The 15,599-nt window shown below is 59.8% G+C and carries 10 protein-coding genes; 3 read left to right on the top strand and 7 right to left on the bottom strand.

What is annotated here, in order from left to right; genetic code table 11:
• Nucleotides 1-144 precede the first annotated feature (144 nt).
• The 7 genes from ACEN8U_RS24725 to ACEN8U_RS24755 all read right to left on the bottom strand — a co-directional run bounded on the left by ACEN8U_RS24725 (nt 145) and on the right by ACEN8U_RS24755 (nt 8,096).
• The gene (locus ACEN8U_RS24725) at nt 145-1,155 is read right to left on the bottom strand and encodes a hypothetical protein (protein ID WP_310110574.1); all 1,011 of its coding nucleotides are present in this window, start codon (nt 1,153-1,155) and stop codon (nt 145-147) included.
• 91 nt (nt 1,156-1,246) lie between these two features.
• Complete coding sequence (locus ACEN8U_RS24730; protein ID WP_310110573.1) at nt 1,247-4,003, bottom strand: CHAT domain-containing protein; 2,757 nt, start codon at nt 4,001-4,003, stop codon at nt 1,247-1,249.
• Between the two features lie 281 nt (nt 4,004-4,284).
• Nucleotides 4,285-4,986 carry a caspase family protein gene (locus ACEN8U_RS24735; RefSeq protein WP_310110571.1) on the bottom strand — a complete coding sequence of 234 codons (702 nt, stop codon included), beginning with the start codon at nt 4,984-4,986 and terminating at the stop codon, nt 4,285-4,287.
• 97 nt (nt 4,987-5,083) lie between these two features.
• Entirely contained in the window at nt 5,084-6,118 is a 1,035-nt protein-coding gene (locus ACEN8U_RS24740; RefSeq protein ID WP_310110569.1) for a hypothetical protein, read from the bottom strand.
• A 362-nt stretch (nt 6,119-6,480) separates the two neighbouring features.
• Entirely contained in the window at nt 6,481-6,741 is a 261-nt protein-coding gene (locus ACEN8U_RS24745) for a hypothetical protein (RefSeq protein WP_310110567.1), read from the bottom strand.
• A 2-nt stretch (nt 6,742-6,743) separates the two neighbouring features.
• The gene (locus ACEN8U_RS24750; protein WP_310110565.1) at nt 6,744-7,715 is read right to left on the bottom strand and encodes a caspase family protein; all 972 of its coding nucleotides are present in this window, start codon (nt 7,713-7,715) and stop codon (nt 6,744-6,746) included.
• A gap of 9 nt (nt 7,716-7,724) precedes the next feature.
• On the bottom strand, nt 7,725-8,096 hold the full coding sequence (locus tag ACEN8U_RS24755; RefSeq protein ID WP_310110563.1) for a TIR domain-containing protein: 372 nt from the start codon (nt 8,094-8,096) through the stop codon (nt 7,725-7,727).
• Nucleotides 8,097-9,757: 1,661 nt separating this feature from the next.
• Here ACEN8U_RS24755 and ACEN8U_RS24760 point away from each other — a divergent pair.
• The 3 genes from ACEN8U_RS24760 (at nt 9,758) to ACEN8U_RS24770 (ending at nt 15,599) form a co-directional block, all read left to right on the top strand.
• A complete protein-coding gene (locus ACEN8U_RS24760; RefSeq protein ID WP_310110562.1) occupies nt 9,758-10,594 on the top strand; it encodes an IclR family transcriptional regulator in 837 nt (278 codons plus the stop codon).
• A 382-nt stretch (nt 10,595-10,976) separates the two neighbouring features.
• Nucleotides 10,977-12,458 (top strand): MdtA/MuxA family multidrug efflux RND transporter periplasmic adaptor subunit, encoded by a 1,482-nt coding sequence (locus tag ACEN8U_RS24765; protein ID WP_310110561.1) that lies wholly within the window; start codon nt 10,977-10,979, stop codon nt 12,456-12,458.
• Between the two features lie 18 nt (nt 12,459-12,476).
• Entirely contained in the window at nt 12,477-15,599 is a 3,123-nt protein-coding gene (locus tag ACEN8U_RS24770; protein ID WP_310110559.1) for an MdtB/MuxB family multidrug efflux RND transporter permease subunit, read from the top strand.

Below are 15,599 nucleotides of genomic sequence, written 5' to 3' on the forward strand. Positions count from 1 at the left end.
TGTTAACGGCATGAGAAAGGATTTCCACAGGGGAATCTAACGCCCCCAAGCACACGATTCACGCCGATTTCCACTTTCGAATCTTCTGCAACGCTTTGCATTGCAAACGGGTGGACCAATGCGGGCCCCACCCGACCGGTAGCACTATCGCTTCATCATGCGAAGTGCTGCGCGCTGGATCGCTTCTGTCTTCCTCTGGATGTCGCGCTGCTTCTTGTTTAGCGGCCGATCCCCTTCGTCGTTATCAGATGCCTGCCGTGAGACTGGGCGCATCGTAGCGCTGTCGAGTTTGTCTATCGTAAGGGCATTCAGAGCGTCCCGGCCCTTCTGTGCCATCGGCAACAAAACCATCAACGCGAAGTTCGCCGGGGTAAAGAACACGCGCGCTGCGTCGCACTCTTCGAGGACGCGTCTTGCATCTTCCGGCAAATGAACTGACTCGTTGAATAGTTTCTGGAGCACCGCAATATCCACAGCTTGCGGATCGGCAGCGAGCAACGCGTCCGCGCGACGCCAGAGTGAGGAAATCCGTTGTTCGGTTAACGACAGTGCGCCCGAACCGCGGATGACGCCTTTTTCAATTTCCTTGTAGCGCGCGTCAGCGCGGTTGCGCGCCTGCCCAGACGCAATCATGTCACTGATTTCGGATTCCGAGCGCTCGACTATGTCGGCCACTGCCAAAGTGGCACCACCATTGATCCGTCGTCTCAGTTCCCGGTCTGCCTCGGGGCAAACTGTGGCGAAAGCCTCGACACGACTGACCCACTTCACCGCCTCGTGGTACGCGGCACGTACCTGGCGCTCTGTTCCCTCAAGTGCCAGTCGGTCAAGCAGGACCGGTAACATCGCATCCCGACGTCGCGATTCCGATAACTTGAGCATCTCCAGCGTAAACTTCGACGAGAACTTGTCCTTGTCTGCGCCACAGACGTGGCCAATGTTGGAGACGGTGCCGTCCTCAAGTTCGATGATCACCCCCACCTTGTGCGGTGTGCCGCAGTTCGTCAACGCACAATGCGTCTCGGATGGAAAACCGTAGGGCCAGATGACGCGCCGCAGGCCGACCTGTGCGGGGTTGACCTTTGCTACGTAGCCCGGCAGGTTTCGAAGTTCGGCTGGGGTTCTGACTGTGCGGCACAGTTGATCAATGTCCATCGGCGTTGGTGTAGTTGTCCGGTTGCAAGATCGTAACGCTGGCGCAAACAGCTTGTAGAGGCAATCGGCATCCAGCGCGCTGCTTAGAGAATCAGTTTATTCTGCTGGTTGAAACCACGTAGGGTGCCCAGTTTGCCGGATGTGAAAATCGGACAGCGCCTCCGGACTCATGCACCGACAAAAGTTCTAGCTGTGCTTTTTGCAGTGCACGAGCCACGCTCTTTGATGACGCGAAGTTGTCTATCGATTTATAGAACAAGCCAAAGAGCGCAACTGCGCTCTCATCAATCGTCTCCCACATACTCGAGAGAACTACCTTGACTCCGGCACGTAATAGCGTGGTCGTAAACCCGTCGACATCAAGGTCACGCCGAGCAGTCCCGCAAGCGGAGAGAGCAAGGAACGCAGTGTCACAACCTCGCGCCCGTATCTCATCCTTCAATCGTCCCAAGGTCAGATCCCCATCTGCCAGGGACAGCACGGAACGTTCCTCGCTGGTGGCATTGAATCTGGCATGGGTCGCAATGTGGAGCGCACCTTGCCCATTGCGAGGCCGTGACACTTCGCGCAGGAAAGCATCAATTGTTGACTCGTCGTCAAGATACCCGGCGCATTCGACGTCATGCGTCGAATCAAGCAGCGTGTCATGAACAATCGCTATCTCCGCGGAAGCACCTGGCAACTCCTCGCCAGGCAAGTGCGACACTGCGAAAAGTGCCACATGGTTCGAACCTTGCGCGTCAGTATCGAGCGCTTGAACCTGTGAAGGCCTGGCACCACGGTTGAGGTTGACGATCGCAAACCGCTCAATCAAATAGCATTGTCCGTCGTGCAAAAGTGCGAACGGGATAATGCCGAGCACATCGTCAACTTCGATAAAAATCGTCGATACCGCATCGGGGATCAGGCTTTCAATAGGTGTAAAGAGGATTTGATAGAGGGACTTTGATGCAGACAACATCACGTTATCCATCGCATCGGACGGCGTCCGACATGCCTGCCGCAGATTAAATGCAACCTGCAATAGGTCTTTCTGATCGACATTCACCGTGCGCGATATCTGCTCGCCTCCAACCGAAACAAGTATCGACAACCTATTATTCGCGACGACATACTGCAGCATCGCGCAGTCACTCCTGTCTTCGTTGCGCTGTGCGTGTGTTTCGTAACGATGTTCGTCGATAGGTTTTTTCAGGGAAGATTGAAGGCCGCCCCGGATGTCACCGTCAAGTCGCGCTAAGGCACCGGCGACCGTCTCAATTGCGGCTTTCGAAATCGAGCTCCGCGGCGTAGCCGCATTTATTACAGCCTGCAGACCTGAAGTCTCAATCGCATCCTGTTCGAACGACGTGACGGCAACATTTTCCGCCACCTCTTCGGCACTGGCCACGGATCGCATGAACCTTTCGTACTGGTCGAGTTTCAATAGTTCGAACGCCTGCTCTGCCTCGTTAAACCTCCCGTTCCCAACAAGCAACGATACAAGGTACCGATGAGTAGCACCGCGCGAGTGTACGTAAGTGCTGGCAAGGTCTTCGCCTGTTTCTGGCAACGACGAATGATGGACCGCGCGGACAGCCCCCTTCGCGAACAGGATAGCGGACTGCTCCTCCCCAATTCTGACCAAGGCTTCACTATATGTCAGCCTCACGTGCGAATCCGGAACAAAGAAATCTTCCAGGTCCACTATCCGTTCGACATCCTTGGTCCGCCCAGACGTTAAAGCGACCGCAAAGTTGCGGTGTACCGCTCCCGCGGATCCTGTGTAGCTGGCGACGGTCCCAGCAGCTGACCAGGCGCGGGCTTCGTGAGGCCGGTTGAGGCCAAGGTCCTTGAAAATCCCGGTCGCCTTGTTGAGGAAGGTCGTTGCGTGGTCAAACAGGCTCCGACGCTCTCCTCCCTGCGTATCGCGTGCTTCATTCGAGTAAGTGAAGCCGATCCCAGCGTAGGCATGAGCCAACTGATATGAGAGCTCGCGGTCCTCCGGCATTGCCCCGTCAACCGAGAGCATGCTGACGACAGACTCAAACTGAATTCTTGCAACCTTGTTGTAGTCCGATAGGACATGCGTCGCGGCCAGCCAGGTGTTTGCGTAGTTAAGCTTTATTATCGCTCTTGACTCGAGGTCCAGATTTTCGTCTGAGATTTCAATCAGGCGATTTGCAAGAGCACATGAAAAAATTCCGAGATAGGCGTAGCTAGTCCGCTCAAGCCCAAAGATGAGCATATCTAGGTCCATCGCTTTCGATTTAGGCTCTTTCGCCTCGGCCAAAAGATGGTCGACACCAGACATAACAATCGTTAGAGTCGGGCGCGTGCGTGTTGGAAGCATCGCTGCCCGGCAAAGACTCTCTATCCATGCAACATGAACCTGGAGAGGGTCGGCATCCGGTCGCAGGCCGGCGCAATTCTCTGCCTGCGTAAACGATGTGATCGCGCGGACGATCCGGCAATTCAATGCCTCGCAAACGCCAATGAGAGAATAGATCAGCTCGCCCCCAAGCGGATCGCTCCCCCCGTTTTCGAGCACGCGACGCGCGCAGTGGAGCAATCTGAGAGCTGCTATCGTGCGCCCTGCGGAGTCAGCCGCGAACGCCAGCCTGACATAAAGCATCGCGCGATCCTCGACCGCAGACCTGTGCTCACGCGCTAGCCGCAGTTCCATACGCGCCAGTTGCAATGCAAACCAGCCATGCCCTGACTGGGCTGCAGCCCGGGCGGCGGCCTGCAGGACGCCCATCTGCCACCGATGAGAAGCGGGAAGCAAAATCTCGGTTAGCCATAACAGGAACGCAAATCGTTCATTCAACGGCACCGATGGAAATAACCCCTTCTCGCTTTGGAGCACGTAAGCACATGCATCGAGAAACGCTCGCCCGACCCCAACGGCAGCGCGCTCCCTTTGGGACGCAGCGAGCAAAACGCTCGACGCATCCCCCCCGGCCCTGTATCGCTCCAGCGCACCCCCCAGAAACGTCCTCAACTTAAACGCCGCCGCCATATTTTCCTTTTTTTCCGCGTCGCTCCGTGCGGTCGTGCGAGCGCGCTCAAGCTGTTCAGTTCGCGCGCAATTCTCTACGGCAGCTCACGAAGCCTGTCATGCACAGGCCCTTGATGTCTTTCTAGATTCTATGGGCTAATTGCAAAGATCAATTGTTGTGACGTCAGGCACTTTACCAAGCATGAATCGGGATGTTGGTCGGACCGAACCGTTTCGACCACACGTCGCGCCGTTTCGTGCGCAATGCCGATCGTCAGAAACCGCTGGTCCGCGCGCATCGCGTCAGGCGATTTAAGAAGTTCCTTGAGGTAGAGGGCCCCCTGTGCGGTGTCACGGGCATACTCACCAATGGAGCACGCATAGAGGATTGCCTGCTGTTCGACCGCCTGCAAGATTCGAGCATCGTACAACTCTCTAACCCGACTGATCGAGTCAAACGTCGCGACCGCATACGCCTCCGCCTTGAACGATTCAACAGCCGGCTGAAGAACTGCGCGGCAACAGTCGTAGATATTGAGTTGACGTGCGGCAATATTCTCAAGCTCTCTATCGTAGATCTCTTCACCATCCTGGTTCAACTCAAGCTTGGTCGAACGTGCATGGCCACCATGGCCACTGAACATTACAACAAGATAATCGGGTTTGTCTCGCTTGACCCGTTCAAGTACGCCGTACAATGTTTTTTTGCTCGGATTCTCGAGCAAAGTGATCTCAGACTGATTCCATGCACCGCCCCGCTCGCTTTTGAGAAAACCATCAAAACGACGCAAATCAAGCGAGACGCCCTGAAGGCCACTGGTATTTCCGATAAGTAAAGCTTTCCGTTTCATCTGCCTACCTCTCAACTCAAATCCGTTTTACTGCGCCATCGCCCGGAAGTTGTCGACTTCAACGACCCTCGAATCTAGATGACACTGGAGCAAAGCACTATGCGGTCTTTTCATCTGGTTTCGCCTGCGAGACTTCTGCGACAGGTGTGATAGCCTTCGCTGCTCCAATGGAGGCGTCGTTGGCCGGCACTTTATCGGGCTCCCCCACTACGCCAGGGCGAGGCGCATTTTCCGTTTCAATCGCATCTTCAAAACGCTTGACTAGGCTCGGGATAACACGCTCACTGAGTCCCGCCAGCGCTGAGACGAGCAGGAGCACTGGCCAGTGTTCAGCCCCGCTCGCAAGCGGAGCCAACAGAAGTTTCCCTTTGAGAGCAAGCACAAGAAAGGACGCACTGAACATGCCGACAAGCAGTCGCCCCAACGCCTCATAAACGTGAGCACGTCGACCAGCCAAAGCATTCAGGTTTAGGTCGTCAGCCCTTATCACAATCGACAGTAGCGCGCCTATGGCGCCAGCAATTGCGCACATCACGAGCTCGAACGGAGTTTGTCCGAGCCAAACGCGAACGAACGGCGTACTCCTTGCCAACCACAAGGCCGCACCGACGCAGCTCATGAGCGCACAAACCCATGCGGCTGAGTTGAAGTACCAACCATAGGAGACGTCCGGATTCTTCTGGGCCATAATGCTTCGTGCGAGTGACAAAGCCACCTGGGCACTGGACGCTTTGCCTGTGTGCAGCACGCGCTCATATGCCTCGCCGAGAAGCGATCGCACGTGTAGCAAAGCGTTCTTGTCTTTCCAGAGGAACGCAGACTCATGTTCCAGGTAGGTCACGTCTGTCTGGACCTTACCAAACTCATCCACGTCGATATCAATATCAATCAGATACTGGACGCTGTATTCGGTATCGATGTATACCGCCAGCTTCTCTTCAGCGAAGATGATTTTTCGGATCCACTTGTCGAGTTCCGGCTCATAGCGTCCCTCGCGCAGCTTCAGGTATCCCTTATCCGCTTCTGAAGGCTCTGGCCTAGGTGGTTTGCTCTTAGTGAGAAGCTTGCATACGATATTCCAGTCCATCTTGACCTTGATCCCCGTGATCGCTGGAAGCGCTTGAATAATCACCCTCGCCTCCAGTCGGACGCCGACCGAGGTCGAGGATAGCGCATTGATTAAATTCTATTTTTGGTGCGATAGAAGGTACCCGTCGTCGCGCGACGCCGCGCCTTCGAATGACGAGATCTATCGAGAAATCAGATCAAGCGAACGTCTGCATATATTTCGGAGCCGCTTTTACTTTTTCTCACGCGATATCCTTCGTGCATCTGAATTAGTATGCGCCCTTTTTTATGCATTTAAAAGCCGCTTTTGTCATGCCCGCATCGGTCAACGCACGACGCCCGATTCGACATGCAGCCGAGACCGCATGTCAGCGCCATGCCAATGACCGGCTCGGGAACATGAATACCCGTGCCCGCTCGCCATCACTATGGTTTTCGTATCGTTGCGAGCAACGGCAAGTAGCGCTGCACCTGTTCGCGATCACTCCGCCGCTCGTCCTCGGTAAGCTCGGTGTATGGCGTTTCCATCAGCCGCTCCCATCTACTCACAAGCTCGGCCGGGATCGTCAAACTCCCGTCGCTGTTGCGAACGGCTTTGCCGTGCATGTAGCGTTGCCAGTGAGCCCAACGTTCATGCTCGACAGCGGCAAGCTGCTCGAGAATCTCATCGGGCACGAATGGTGGCATAGTCAGATCAGGCCTTTCGACGCCAAGCGACGGTAGTGTTCGCCAAGCGCCGTGAGGCGAACAGAATCGGACTCGATCGCCGCATGGTACATGTGGGGAGCCTGCGTCGGTGCGAGGAGCCCGACTCTATTCATCTTTTGCAGCAACGCGAAGGCAGCCGTATTTCGCGGGTCAGCCTGCGGATTTGGCCCGGGGCTCGGCTGCTCCGGCTCGAACGTTGGGTCGAGTTGATACGTGGATTCCGCCGCCGGAAAAAATTCAGGCAGCCGGCGAAGAATGGTGCGGTCGATCGGCGGGTCCACCCGCCGCAGCGACACAAAGCTCTTCACGTTGGTCTTAAAGACAGGACGTTGGCTCCACGTTCCAAGCGACTGATCGATATGTGCGTATACGCTTCCAGGGGTGATTCGCCCCATCAAGTCGGCAGCAGCCCCCGACAATGCATCAATGAGCAGGTTCGTGAACACGCCCCCGCCGTTCTCCTCACTTGCATACTGATCCTTGCTTGATGCCGTCAGGATGGTCATGCCTTCCGCGATTTCTGCAACGGCCGGATTAAGAGTGTCATCTCCAATGGAGCCGCTATGACAGCTATCGAGAACAATGATCTTGTGTTGCGCTCGGCAGCCGGTCGCCATCGCGATAATGTCCGGCAGCGCGAGTCCCTCATCTCCCTCTTGCACATCGCTACCGCAGATATAGCCGCCCGTAGACTCGACGTGCCCGTGGCCAGCGAAGTAGAGCAAGGCGACTTCGTCATCGGACCTGAACAGCTCTTGGACAGCGTCCTTCAAATGCCGGCGACTTATCGCATCACGATCGCTGGACGCAGTCATGAGCTTCACGCCGAAATTGGGCGACCCATCTGCATCCCGCTCGAGCAAGGTCTTGACGCCAAATGCGTCGTTGACGCAACCCTTTAGACTGCCGATGTGTTCGTAATAGTCGATTCCGACGACGAGCGCCTTGCGCATTCCAAACTCCTAGAGCGAATTGATGAATGCCTTGATGTTGTCCCACGTCCAGTCTTTCACGGCAATTCCAGCGATTGTGCTGTTATCGTCCCGATAAGCCCGAATGCCAAGGATCTTCTTGCCCTCCTCTTTGGCGCACGCGATTTCCCACTTCTGCCCCGTAGAGGCGGCCGAGTTCTTACTCACCAGGACGATGACGCCGTCCGACCGCTTGATCCGGGTGCGGACCTTCTCCTTCCAGTCCGTTTCATATGCCTCCTTCACGGACATGTCGATGTATTCAAAAGGGGAGTTGGTAAGCAGGGACTGCCCCTTGAGGAAGTTGCGTTGGTTCTCGTCCTCAATTGCAAACGCAACAAAAATCACTTTCTTGTCGGCCATTAGTGCTCCAGTCAATGTGTCGCAGAATCCGCGAGCGTAGTCGTATGGCGGGCCGGCGTGAAGGTACGCCCGCGCCTGAAATTTTTCGCCTTGGTCAAGGGAGGCGAGCCCTTTATGGAACTCGTCTCCGTCGCGGGCACTTACCTTTTGGGTTTGCCCGCGCCGTTGTGGGCCGGACGATCCATCGTATAGCTCTGCCCCGACTTTGGCGTAGGCGGCATAGGCTTGCCTTTCACCGCCGTCCGCTCTTCCCCGGTCTGGCCACCTCGCGGACCCACGATTCCATACTCGCCAGATCTCGGCGCGATTTGCCCGGGTTTTAGTTTCTCAGCCATTACCTAGTATTCCTAATTACACGTAACAGATCAATGCCAGCGAGTTGCCAACATACTGGCGCGCACTACCCAAGAAATAGTCGCCTCCACAAGCAGAATGTCGGCGGCTGGCTAGGTGGCGTCACCCCGTAGTTCTTACATCGGTGTGCAACCATTGGCAGACTCTACCGCAAACCAACCGTCTGAGGTTAACCCTGCGCACTAAATAGGATAAAAAAATCATGGTGCGCCACAACATCTTGTGTTACCGCGCAACCCAGACAACCTCGCCTAGGCGTGCCGCCCTTTGTTGCGGTACGGCGCGGGAAAACCACATGCTATGCGGCCGGGGCGAGCCCGCCAAACGGTGATCGACTTCGTTTCGGACATACCAGGCAACTCCTTCGATGCCCTAAGTGACGCGCCGGACAAACTGAAGATATGCAAAATGCCCAGTAGTACTGCTCGGGTGCGAGTGCAGCTGCAGCCGAGAAACAGGCCGTCAAGGCCGTACTGTGGTGCTAGGTCCGAGGGATCTCGGCTCGATCAGCCAATGCGCCAAGGGTTCATGTCATCAACTCCGACGACAGTGTTCGGCCCCACCAGACCTGCAAAGTCACGGATGAACTTCGTTTTCCCCTGCCAGATTTAGGCCGTCTGCCGTCCGGGTCCGGGCACAAGCCACCGTGCAACGCATCGATGCGGCGGTGTTCAGGCACGCCGGGACGACGGGCACACGCTTGCAGCCTGCTATTCCGGCGACGACTTGACAATACTAGGTGCGATATCCCGACAATTGTGCGCCGCACACCCAATTTTCCCGATGCAGCAGACTATGTTGCATCCGAATGGCAGTTTTTGGATTGCTGCAGACTATGTTGTGCACCAATAACAGCCCAAAAAAAAGGCGTCACGTTTCCGTGACGCCTTGAAAAGTTCTAGCCATTCCGAGGGCCGTGCTAGAACCTGAGAGAGGGTATTTCGAAAACAGGCGGGCGACTACACGTAGACTACACGTACTATGCGGTGCAAGGCACCGACTGCCGCCGCGGACCGGGACAACACTCACCGAACTCCCGCCCCGTCGCACAAAGGCCGGGTCGCCGGCACAAACGTGCGAACCCTGATACCTTGTTTCGAAATGAGGTTCCATTTTTTATGGTTATCCTGACTAAGTCAAGCAAAATCTGAACAGCTTCGGGCCGCTGCGGAAAATTATTCCGATACAATGAATAATAGGAGGAAATCCGGCGCTGCGCCGCAGCTCCAAGGCCGCCGCGCATGCATAAAAAGATGCCAGGGCCCGCGCGCCGACGGGAGTAATCTGAAATATCGTTCCAAAAATCCATGAACCCACGAACGCGAATCCGCACTGCCGCCGACCCCGTCAAAGAAAAAGACGGCTCCGGCGACGAGGTCACCGCGCTGGCACGTGGCCTGACGGTGCTCCGCTCCATTGCCGCGGCAGACGCGCCGCTCAGCAACCGCGAACTCACCGAAATCACGGGCATTCCGAAACCCACGGTATCGCGCATCACCGCGACGCTCGTCGGCACCGGCTTTCTGTTCCGGCTGCCCGACAGCGAACGCTTCGTGCTGACGTCGTCGGTGCTGGAGCTCAGCAACGGCTTCTTGCGCAACTTCGACATCCGCGCGCGCGCCCGGCCATTCCTGATCGAACTCGCCGAGCGTACGCGGCTCTCCGTGCATCTCGCGGTGCGCGACCGCCTCGACATGGTGGTGATCGACGTGATCCGGCCGCGCTCGGCCGTGCTGGTGTCGCGTCTCGAAGTCGGCGCGCGCATGAGCCTCTGCCGCACCGCGATTGGCCGCGCCTATCTCGCCGCGCTCGACGAAGCGGAGCGCGCCAGGCTGCTGACCGGCCTCCAGGCCGCCGAGGGCGACGACTGGGGCCACGTCGGCGGCCGCCTGGAAGCGGCGCTGCAGGAAACCATCGAGCGCGGTTTCGCCATCGCCACCGGCGAGTGGTACGACGGCCTGAACGCAATCGCGCTCGGCTTCACCGGCCCTTCCGGCGAACGCTACGCCGTCAATTGCGGCGGCTCGGCCGACCAGTGCCCGCGCGACTGGCTCATCAGCCGCGCCGGGCCCGACCTGCTCGACTGCGTCGCGCGCATCGTGCTGGAAATCGGCGGCACACCGGCGCGCCGCCTGGACAACTGACGGGCGCGGCACCCGCCCGGCTTCCCTGCCCCGCCCTGCGCAAACGAAACGTCCTGCATCCTGTAACCGGCGTAATCAAAGGAAAAATACGCGGGTGGACTGTTACAGACCACGGGACGTAGGATCATGCATTCCTGTGGCGGAGGCGCCCGCGCGGTCTGGCGCGAGGCCGTCCGGGAGGCCCTGCCCGAGCCCGCGTGGCGGGCCTCGAGCGGCGCCGCGCGGGCATCCTTGTCCGCGTCTCGGGTAGCATCGCGCTGAACACGCGCCGCCCGCCCGCTGTCGAAACCGCCTGTCGTGCCGTCCGCACGGGCAAGCGCCTTGCGTCGATGCGGCACAATCGCGATACGCCTCACTTCCAAGCCAGTCACTGATCGAACCGATGGACGAACAACAACAGCATTCGGAAACTTCACGCCACGCCGATCCGGCTTCTCCCAGGTCGCTCGAGGACGCGCCAGACCGTCCGTCGCGCCCCTCCGGCCCGCATCAGCCGCAGCCGCACGATGCGCCGCCCGGAGCTCTCAGAAGCCACCGCGGCCGCAACGTCGCGCTCGTCGTCCTCGCGCTGCTGATCCTCGGCTTCGTCCTGTGGCGCTGGCATCCGTGGGGGTCGCCCGGCGGCAGCGCACCCGGCGCACCCGGCGCAAGCGGCGCACACAGCGGCCGGCCGGGCCGCGGGGGCCCTGGCGCCATGGCCAACATGCCGCAGCCAGTGCATGTGGCCACCGCCGCGCAAGGCGAGATGCCGGTCGTGCTGACCGCGCTCGGCACCGTCACGCCGCTCGCCAACGTGACGGTCCTGCCGCAGTTGAGCGGCACGTTGCAGGACGTGTATTTCAAGGAAGGCCAGATGGTCAGGAAGGGCGACGTGCTCGCCCAGATCGACCCGCGTCCCTACCAGATCTCGCTCGACAATGCGCAAGGCACGCTCGCGCGCGACGAAGCGCTGCTGCAAACCGCGCGCCTCGACCTGAAGCGCTATCAGACGCTGCTGTCGCAAGATTCGATTGCGAGCCAGCAGGTCGATACGCAGGCGTCGCTCGTGCGTCAGTATGAAGGCACCGTGAAGGCCGACAAGGCCAACGTCGACACTTACAAGCTCGACCTCGTGTACGCGCGCATCACCGCGCCGGTGTCCGGGCGCGTCGGCCTGCGCCAGGTCGATCCCGGCAACTACGTGACGCCGAGCCTCACCAACGGCATCGTCGTGATTACGCAGTTGCAGCCGATCAGCGTGATTTTCACCACGTCGGAAGACAACTTGCAGCAGATTCTCGAACAGACGCAAACCGGCGCGAAGCTTTCCGTGACCGCCTACGACCGCAGCAATACCACGTCGCTCGAGGGCGGCACGCTGGAGACGCTCGACAACCAGATCGACACCACCACCGGCACCGTCAAACTGCGCGCGATCTTCCAGAACAGCAGGAACCTGCTGTTCCCGAATCAGTTCGTCAACACGCGCCTTCTCGTCAATACCATCAAGGACGCGGTGATCGTGCCGACCTCGGCCGTGCTCAACGGCTCCATGGGCCAGTTCGTGTACGTCGTGAAGCCGGACAATACGGTGACCGTGCGGCCCGTGAAGGTCGGTCCCGTCGACGGCGAACGCACCAGCATCAAGTCGGGCCTGCAAGTCGGCGAGCGTGTCGTGATCGACGGTTCAGACCGCCTGAAGGAAGGCGCAAAGATCACCATTCCGGCCGACAAGCCACGGGGCGCTTCAGGCACGCGAGGCACGCGGGGCGCCGGCGCTGCTTCGGGCGCGAGCGGCGCGGCAGCGTATGCCGCATCAGGTGCGGCGGGCGCATCGGGCGCGCGCGCCCACCACGGCAAGCACGCGGCGCAAGCTTCGCAATAAAGGCATGGCACTTACCGCATGAATCCCTCCCGCGCCTTTATCCTGCGCCCCGTCGGCACCGCGCTGCTGATGGCGGCAATCATGCTCGTCGGCCTCGTCGCACTGCGCTTTCTGCCGCTCTCCGCGCTGCCCGAAGTCGACTACCCGACCATCCAGGTGCAGACGTTCTACCCGGGCGCGAGCCCCGACGTGATGACCTCGTCGGTCACCGCGCCGCTCGAGCGGCAGTTCGGCCAGATGCCGTCGCTCAATCAGATGTCGTCGCAAAGCTCGGCCGGTTCGTCGATCATCACGCTGCAGTTCAGCCTCGATCTGCCGCTCGACATCGCCGAGCAGGAAGTCCAGGCCGCAATCAACGCGGCGGGCAACCTGCTGCCGTCCGACCTGCCCGCGCCGCCGATCTACGCCAAGGTCAATCCCGCCGACGCGCCGATCATCACGCTCGCGATCACGTCGAAAACGCTGCCGCTCACGCAAGTCCAAGATCTGGCCGACACGCGTCTCGCGCAGAAAATCTCGCAGGTCGCGGGCGTCGGTCTCGTCAGCCTGTCGGGCGGCCAGCGGCCGGCCGTGCGGATTCAGGCGAACCCGCGCGCGCTCGCCGCGTACGGTCTGAATCTCGACGACCTGCGCACCACCATCTCGAACCTGAACGTCAATACGCCGAAGGGCAACTTCGACGGCCCAACGCTCAACTACACGATCAACGCGAACGACCAGTTGACGGACGCGAACGCCTACAAGAGCGCGGTAGTCGCCTACAAGGGCGGCCGCCCGGTGATGCTCACCGACGTCGCGACCATCGTGCAAGGCGCGGAGAACACCAAGCTCGGCGCGTGGGTGGACGGCACGCCGGCCATCATCCTGAACGTACAGCGCCAGCCGGGCGCGAACGTCATTCAGGTGGTGGACAACATCAAGAAGCTGCTGCCGCAGTTGCAGCAGGCGCTGCCCGCCGCGCTCGACGTGCAGGTCGTCACCGACCGCACCACCACGATCCGCGCCTCGGTGCGCGACGTGCAGTTCGAGCTCGCGATGTCGGTCGTGCTGGTCGTGCTGGTCATGTACCTCTTTCTCGCCAACGTCTACGCGACCATCATTCCGAGTCTCTCGGTGCCGCTGTCGCTGATCGGCACGCTCGCCGTGATGTACCTGTGCGGCTTTTCGCTCGACAACCTCTCGCTGATGGCGCTGACCATCGCGACCGGGTTCGTCGTCGACGACGCCATCGTGATGATCGAGAACATCGCGCGCTACGTGGAAGAAGGCGAAGCGCCGCTCGAAGCCGCATTGAAGGGCTCGAAGCAGATCGGCTTCACGATCATTTCGCTGACCGTCTCGCTGATCGCCGTGCTGATTCCGCTCCTCTTCATGGGCGACGTGGTGGGCCGGCTGTTCCACGAGTTCGCCATCACGCTGGCCGTCACCATCGTGATCTCGGCGGTCGTGTCGCTCACGCTCGTGCCCATGATGTGCGCGAAGCTCCTGCGGCACACGCCGCCGCACGAGAGCCACCGCTTCGAGGCGCGCGCGCACCGGGCGATCGACTGGGTGATCGCCCGTTACGCCGTCGCGCTCACGTGGGTGCTCGACCGGCAGCGCTCCACGCTCGTCGTCGCCCTGCTGACGCTCGCGCTGACCGCGCTCTTGTATGTGTTCATTCCGAAGGGTTTCTTCCCGGTGCAGGACACGGGCGTCATCCAGGCGATCACGCAGGCGCCGCAGTCGGTCTCGTATGCGTCGATGGCCGAGCGTCAGCAGGAACTCGCCGCGCAGATTCTGAAGAACCCGGACGTGGAGAGCCTCACGTCGTTTATCGGCGTGGACGGCAGCAATATCACGCTGAACAGCGGCCGCATGCTCATCAACCTGAAGCCGCGCGACGACCGCAGCCACACCGCGAGCGAAGTGATCCGCCAGTTGCAGCAGGACGTCGCGCATATCGCCGGCGCGTCGCTGTACATGCAGCCGGTGCAGGATCTGACCATCGATTCGACGGTCAGCCCCACCCAGTATCAGTTCATGCTGACGGATCCGAACATCGGCGAATTCACAACGTGGGTGCCGAAGCTCGTCGAGCGCCTGAAACAGTCGCCCGAACTCGCCGACGTCGCGACCGACCTGCAGGACAACGGCCAGTCGGTCTACGTGGAGATCGACCGCGCCACGGCGTCGCGTTACGGCATCACGCCCGCCACCGTGGACAGCGCGCTGTACGACGCGTTCGGCCAGCGCATCGTCTCGACCATCTTCACGCAGTCGAACCAGTACCGCGTGATTCTGGAAGCGCAGCCTTCCATGCAGCATTACACCGAGTCGCTGAATTCGATCTATCTGCCCTCTTCCACGTCGTCCGGCGGCCAAGTGCCGCTTTCGGCCATTGCGCGGTTCGTCGAAAAGCCGGCGCCGCTCCTCGTCACGCACCTGAGCCAGTTTCCCGCGACCACGGTGTCGTTCAATCTCGCGCCTGGTTCGTCGCTCGGCGCGGCGGTGAAGGCCATCGAGCAGGCGGAGAAAGACATCGGCTTGCCGGCGTCGTTCCAGACGCGTTATCAGGGCGCGGCGCTCGCCTTCCAGGCGTCGCTCTCGAACGAACTGTTCCTGATTCTCGCGGCCATCGTCACCATGTATATCGTGCTCGGCGTGCTGTACGAGAGCTTCATTCACCCGATCACGATTCTGTCCACGCTGCCGTCGGCGGGTGTCGGGGCTTTGCTCGCGCTGCTGATTACCGGCCACGATCTCGACATCATCGGCATTATCGGCATCGTGCTGCTGATCGGCATCGTGAAGAAGAACGCGATCATGATGATCGACTTCGCACTCTACGCGGAGCGCGAGGAAGGCAAGGCGCCGCGCGAAGCCATTTACCAGGCGTGCCTGCTGCGCTTCAGGCCCATTCTGATGACCACGCTCGCGGCGCTGCTCGGCGCACTGCCGCTCATGCTCGGCACGGGCGCGGGCTCCGAATTGCGCCGGCCGCTCGGCATCGCGATTGCGGGCGGTCTGATCGTGAGCCAGTTGCTGACGCTCTTCACCACGCCGGTGATCTACCTCGCGTTCGACTCGCTGGCACGCCGTGCACGCGAACGCTTTAACCGCGGCGGCCCGGCGGCCGGCGCGACGGACGCAGGGAACTGA

Origin of the sequence: Paraburkholderia phenoliruptrix (assembly GCF_047325075.1) — a bacterium.
GTDB lineage: Bacteria > Pseudomonadota > Gammaproteobacteria > Burkholderiales > Burkholderiaceae > Paraburkholderia > Paraburkholderia phenoliruptrix.

Coding starts and splice junctions, on each gene's coding strand:
- ACEN8U_RS24725 (WP_310110574.1), bottom strand. CDS start 1,155: ATGGACATTGATCAACTGTGCCGCACAGTCAGAACCCCAGCCGAACTT.
- ACEN8U_RS24735 (WP_310110571.1), bottom strand. CDS start 4,986: ATGAAACGGAAAGCTTTACTTATCGGAAATACCAGTGGCCTTCAGGGC.
- ACEN8U_RS24745 (WP_310110567.1), bottom strand. CDS start 6,741: ATGCCACCATTCGTGCCCGATGAGATTCTCGAGCAGCTTGCCGCTGTC.
- ACEN8U_RS24750 (WP_310110565.1), bottom strand. CDS start 7,715: ATGCGCAAGGCGCTCGTCGTCGGAATCGACTATTACGAACACATCGGC.
- ACEN8U_RS24755 (WP_310110563.1), bottom strand. CDS start 8,096: ATGGCCGACAAGAAAGTGATTTTTGTTGCGTTTGCAATTGAGGACGAG.
- ACEN8U_RS24760 (WP_310110562.1), top strand. CDS start 9,758: ATGAACCCACGAACGCGAATCCGCACTGCCGCCGACCCCGTCAAAGAA.
- ACEN8U_RS24765 (WP_310110561.1), top strand. CDS start 10,977: ATGGACGAACAACAACAGCATTCGGAAACTTCACGCCACGCCGATCCG.
- ACEN8U_RS24770 (WP_310110559.1), top strand. CDS start 12,477: ATGAATCCCTCCCGCGCCTTTATCCTGCGCCCCGTCGGCACCGCGCTG.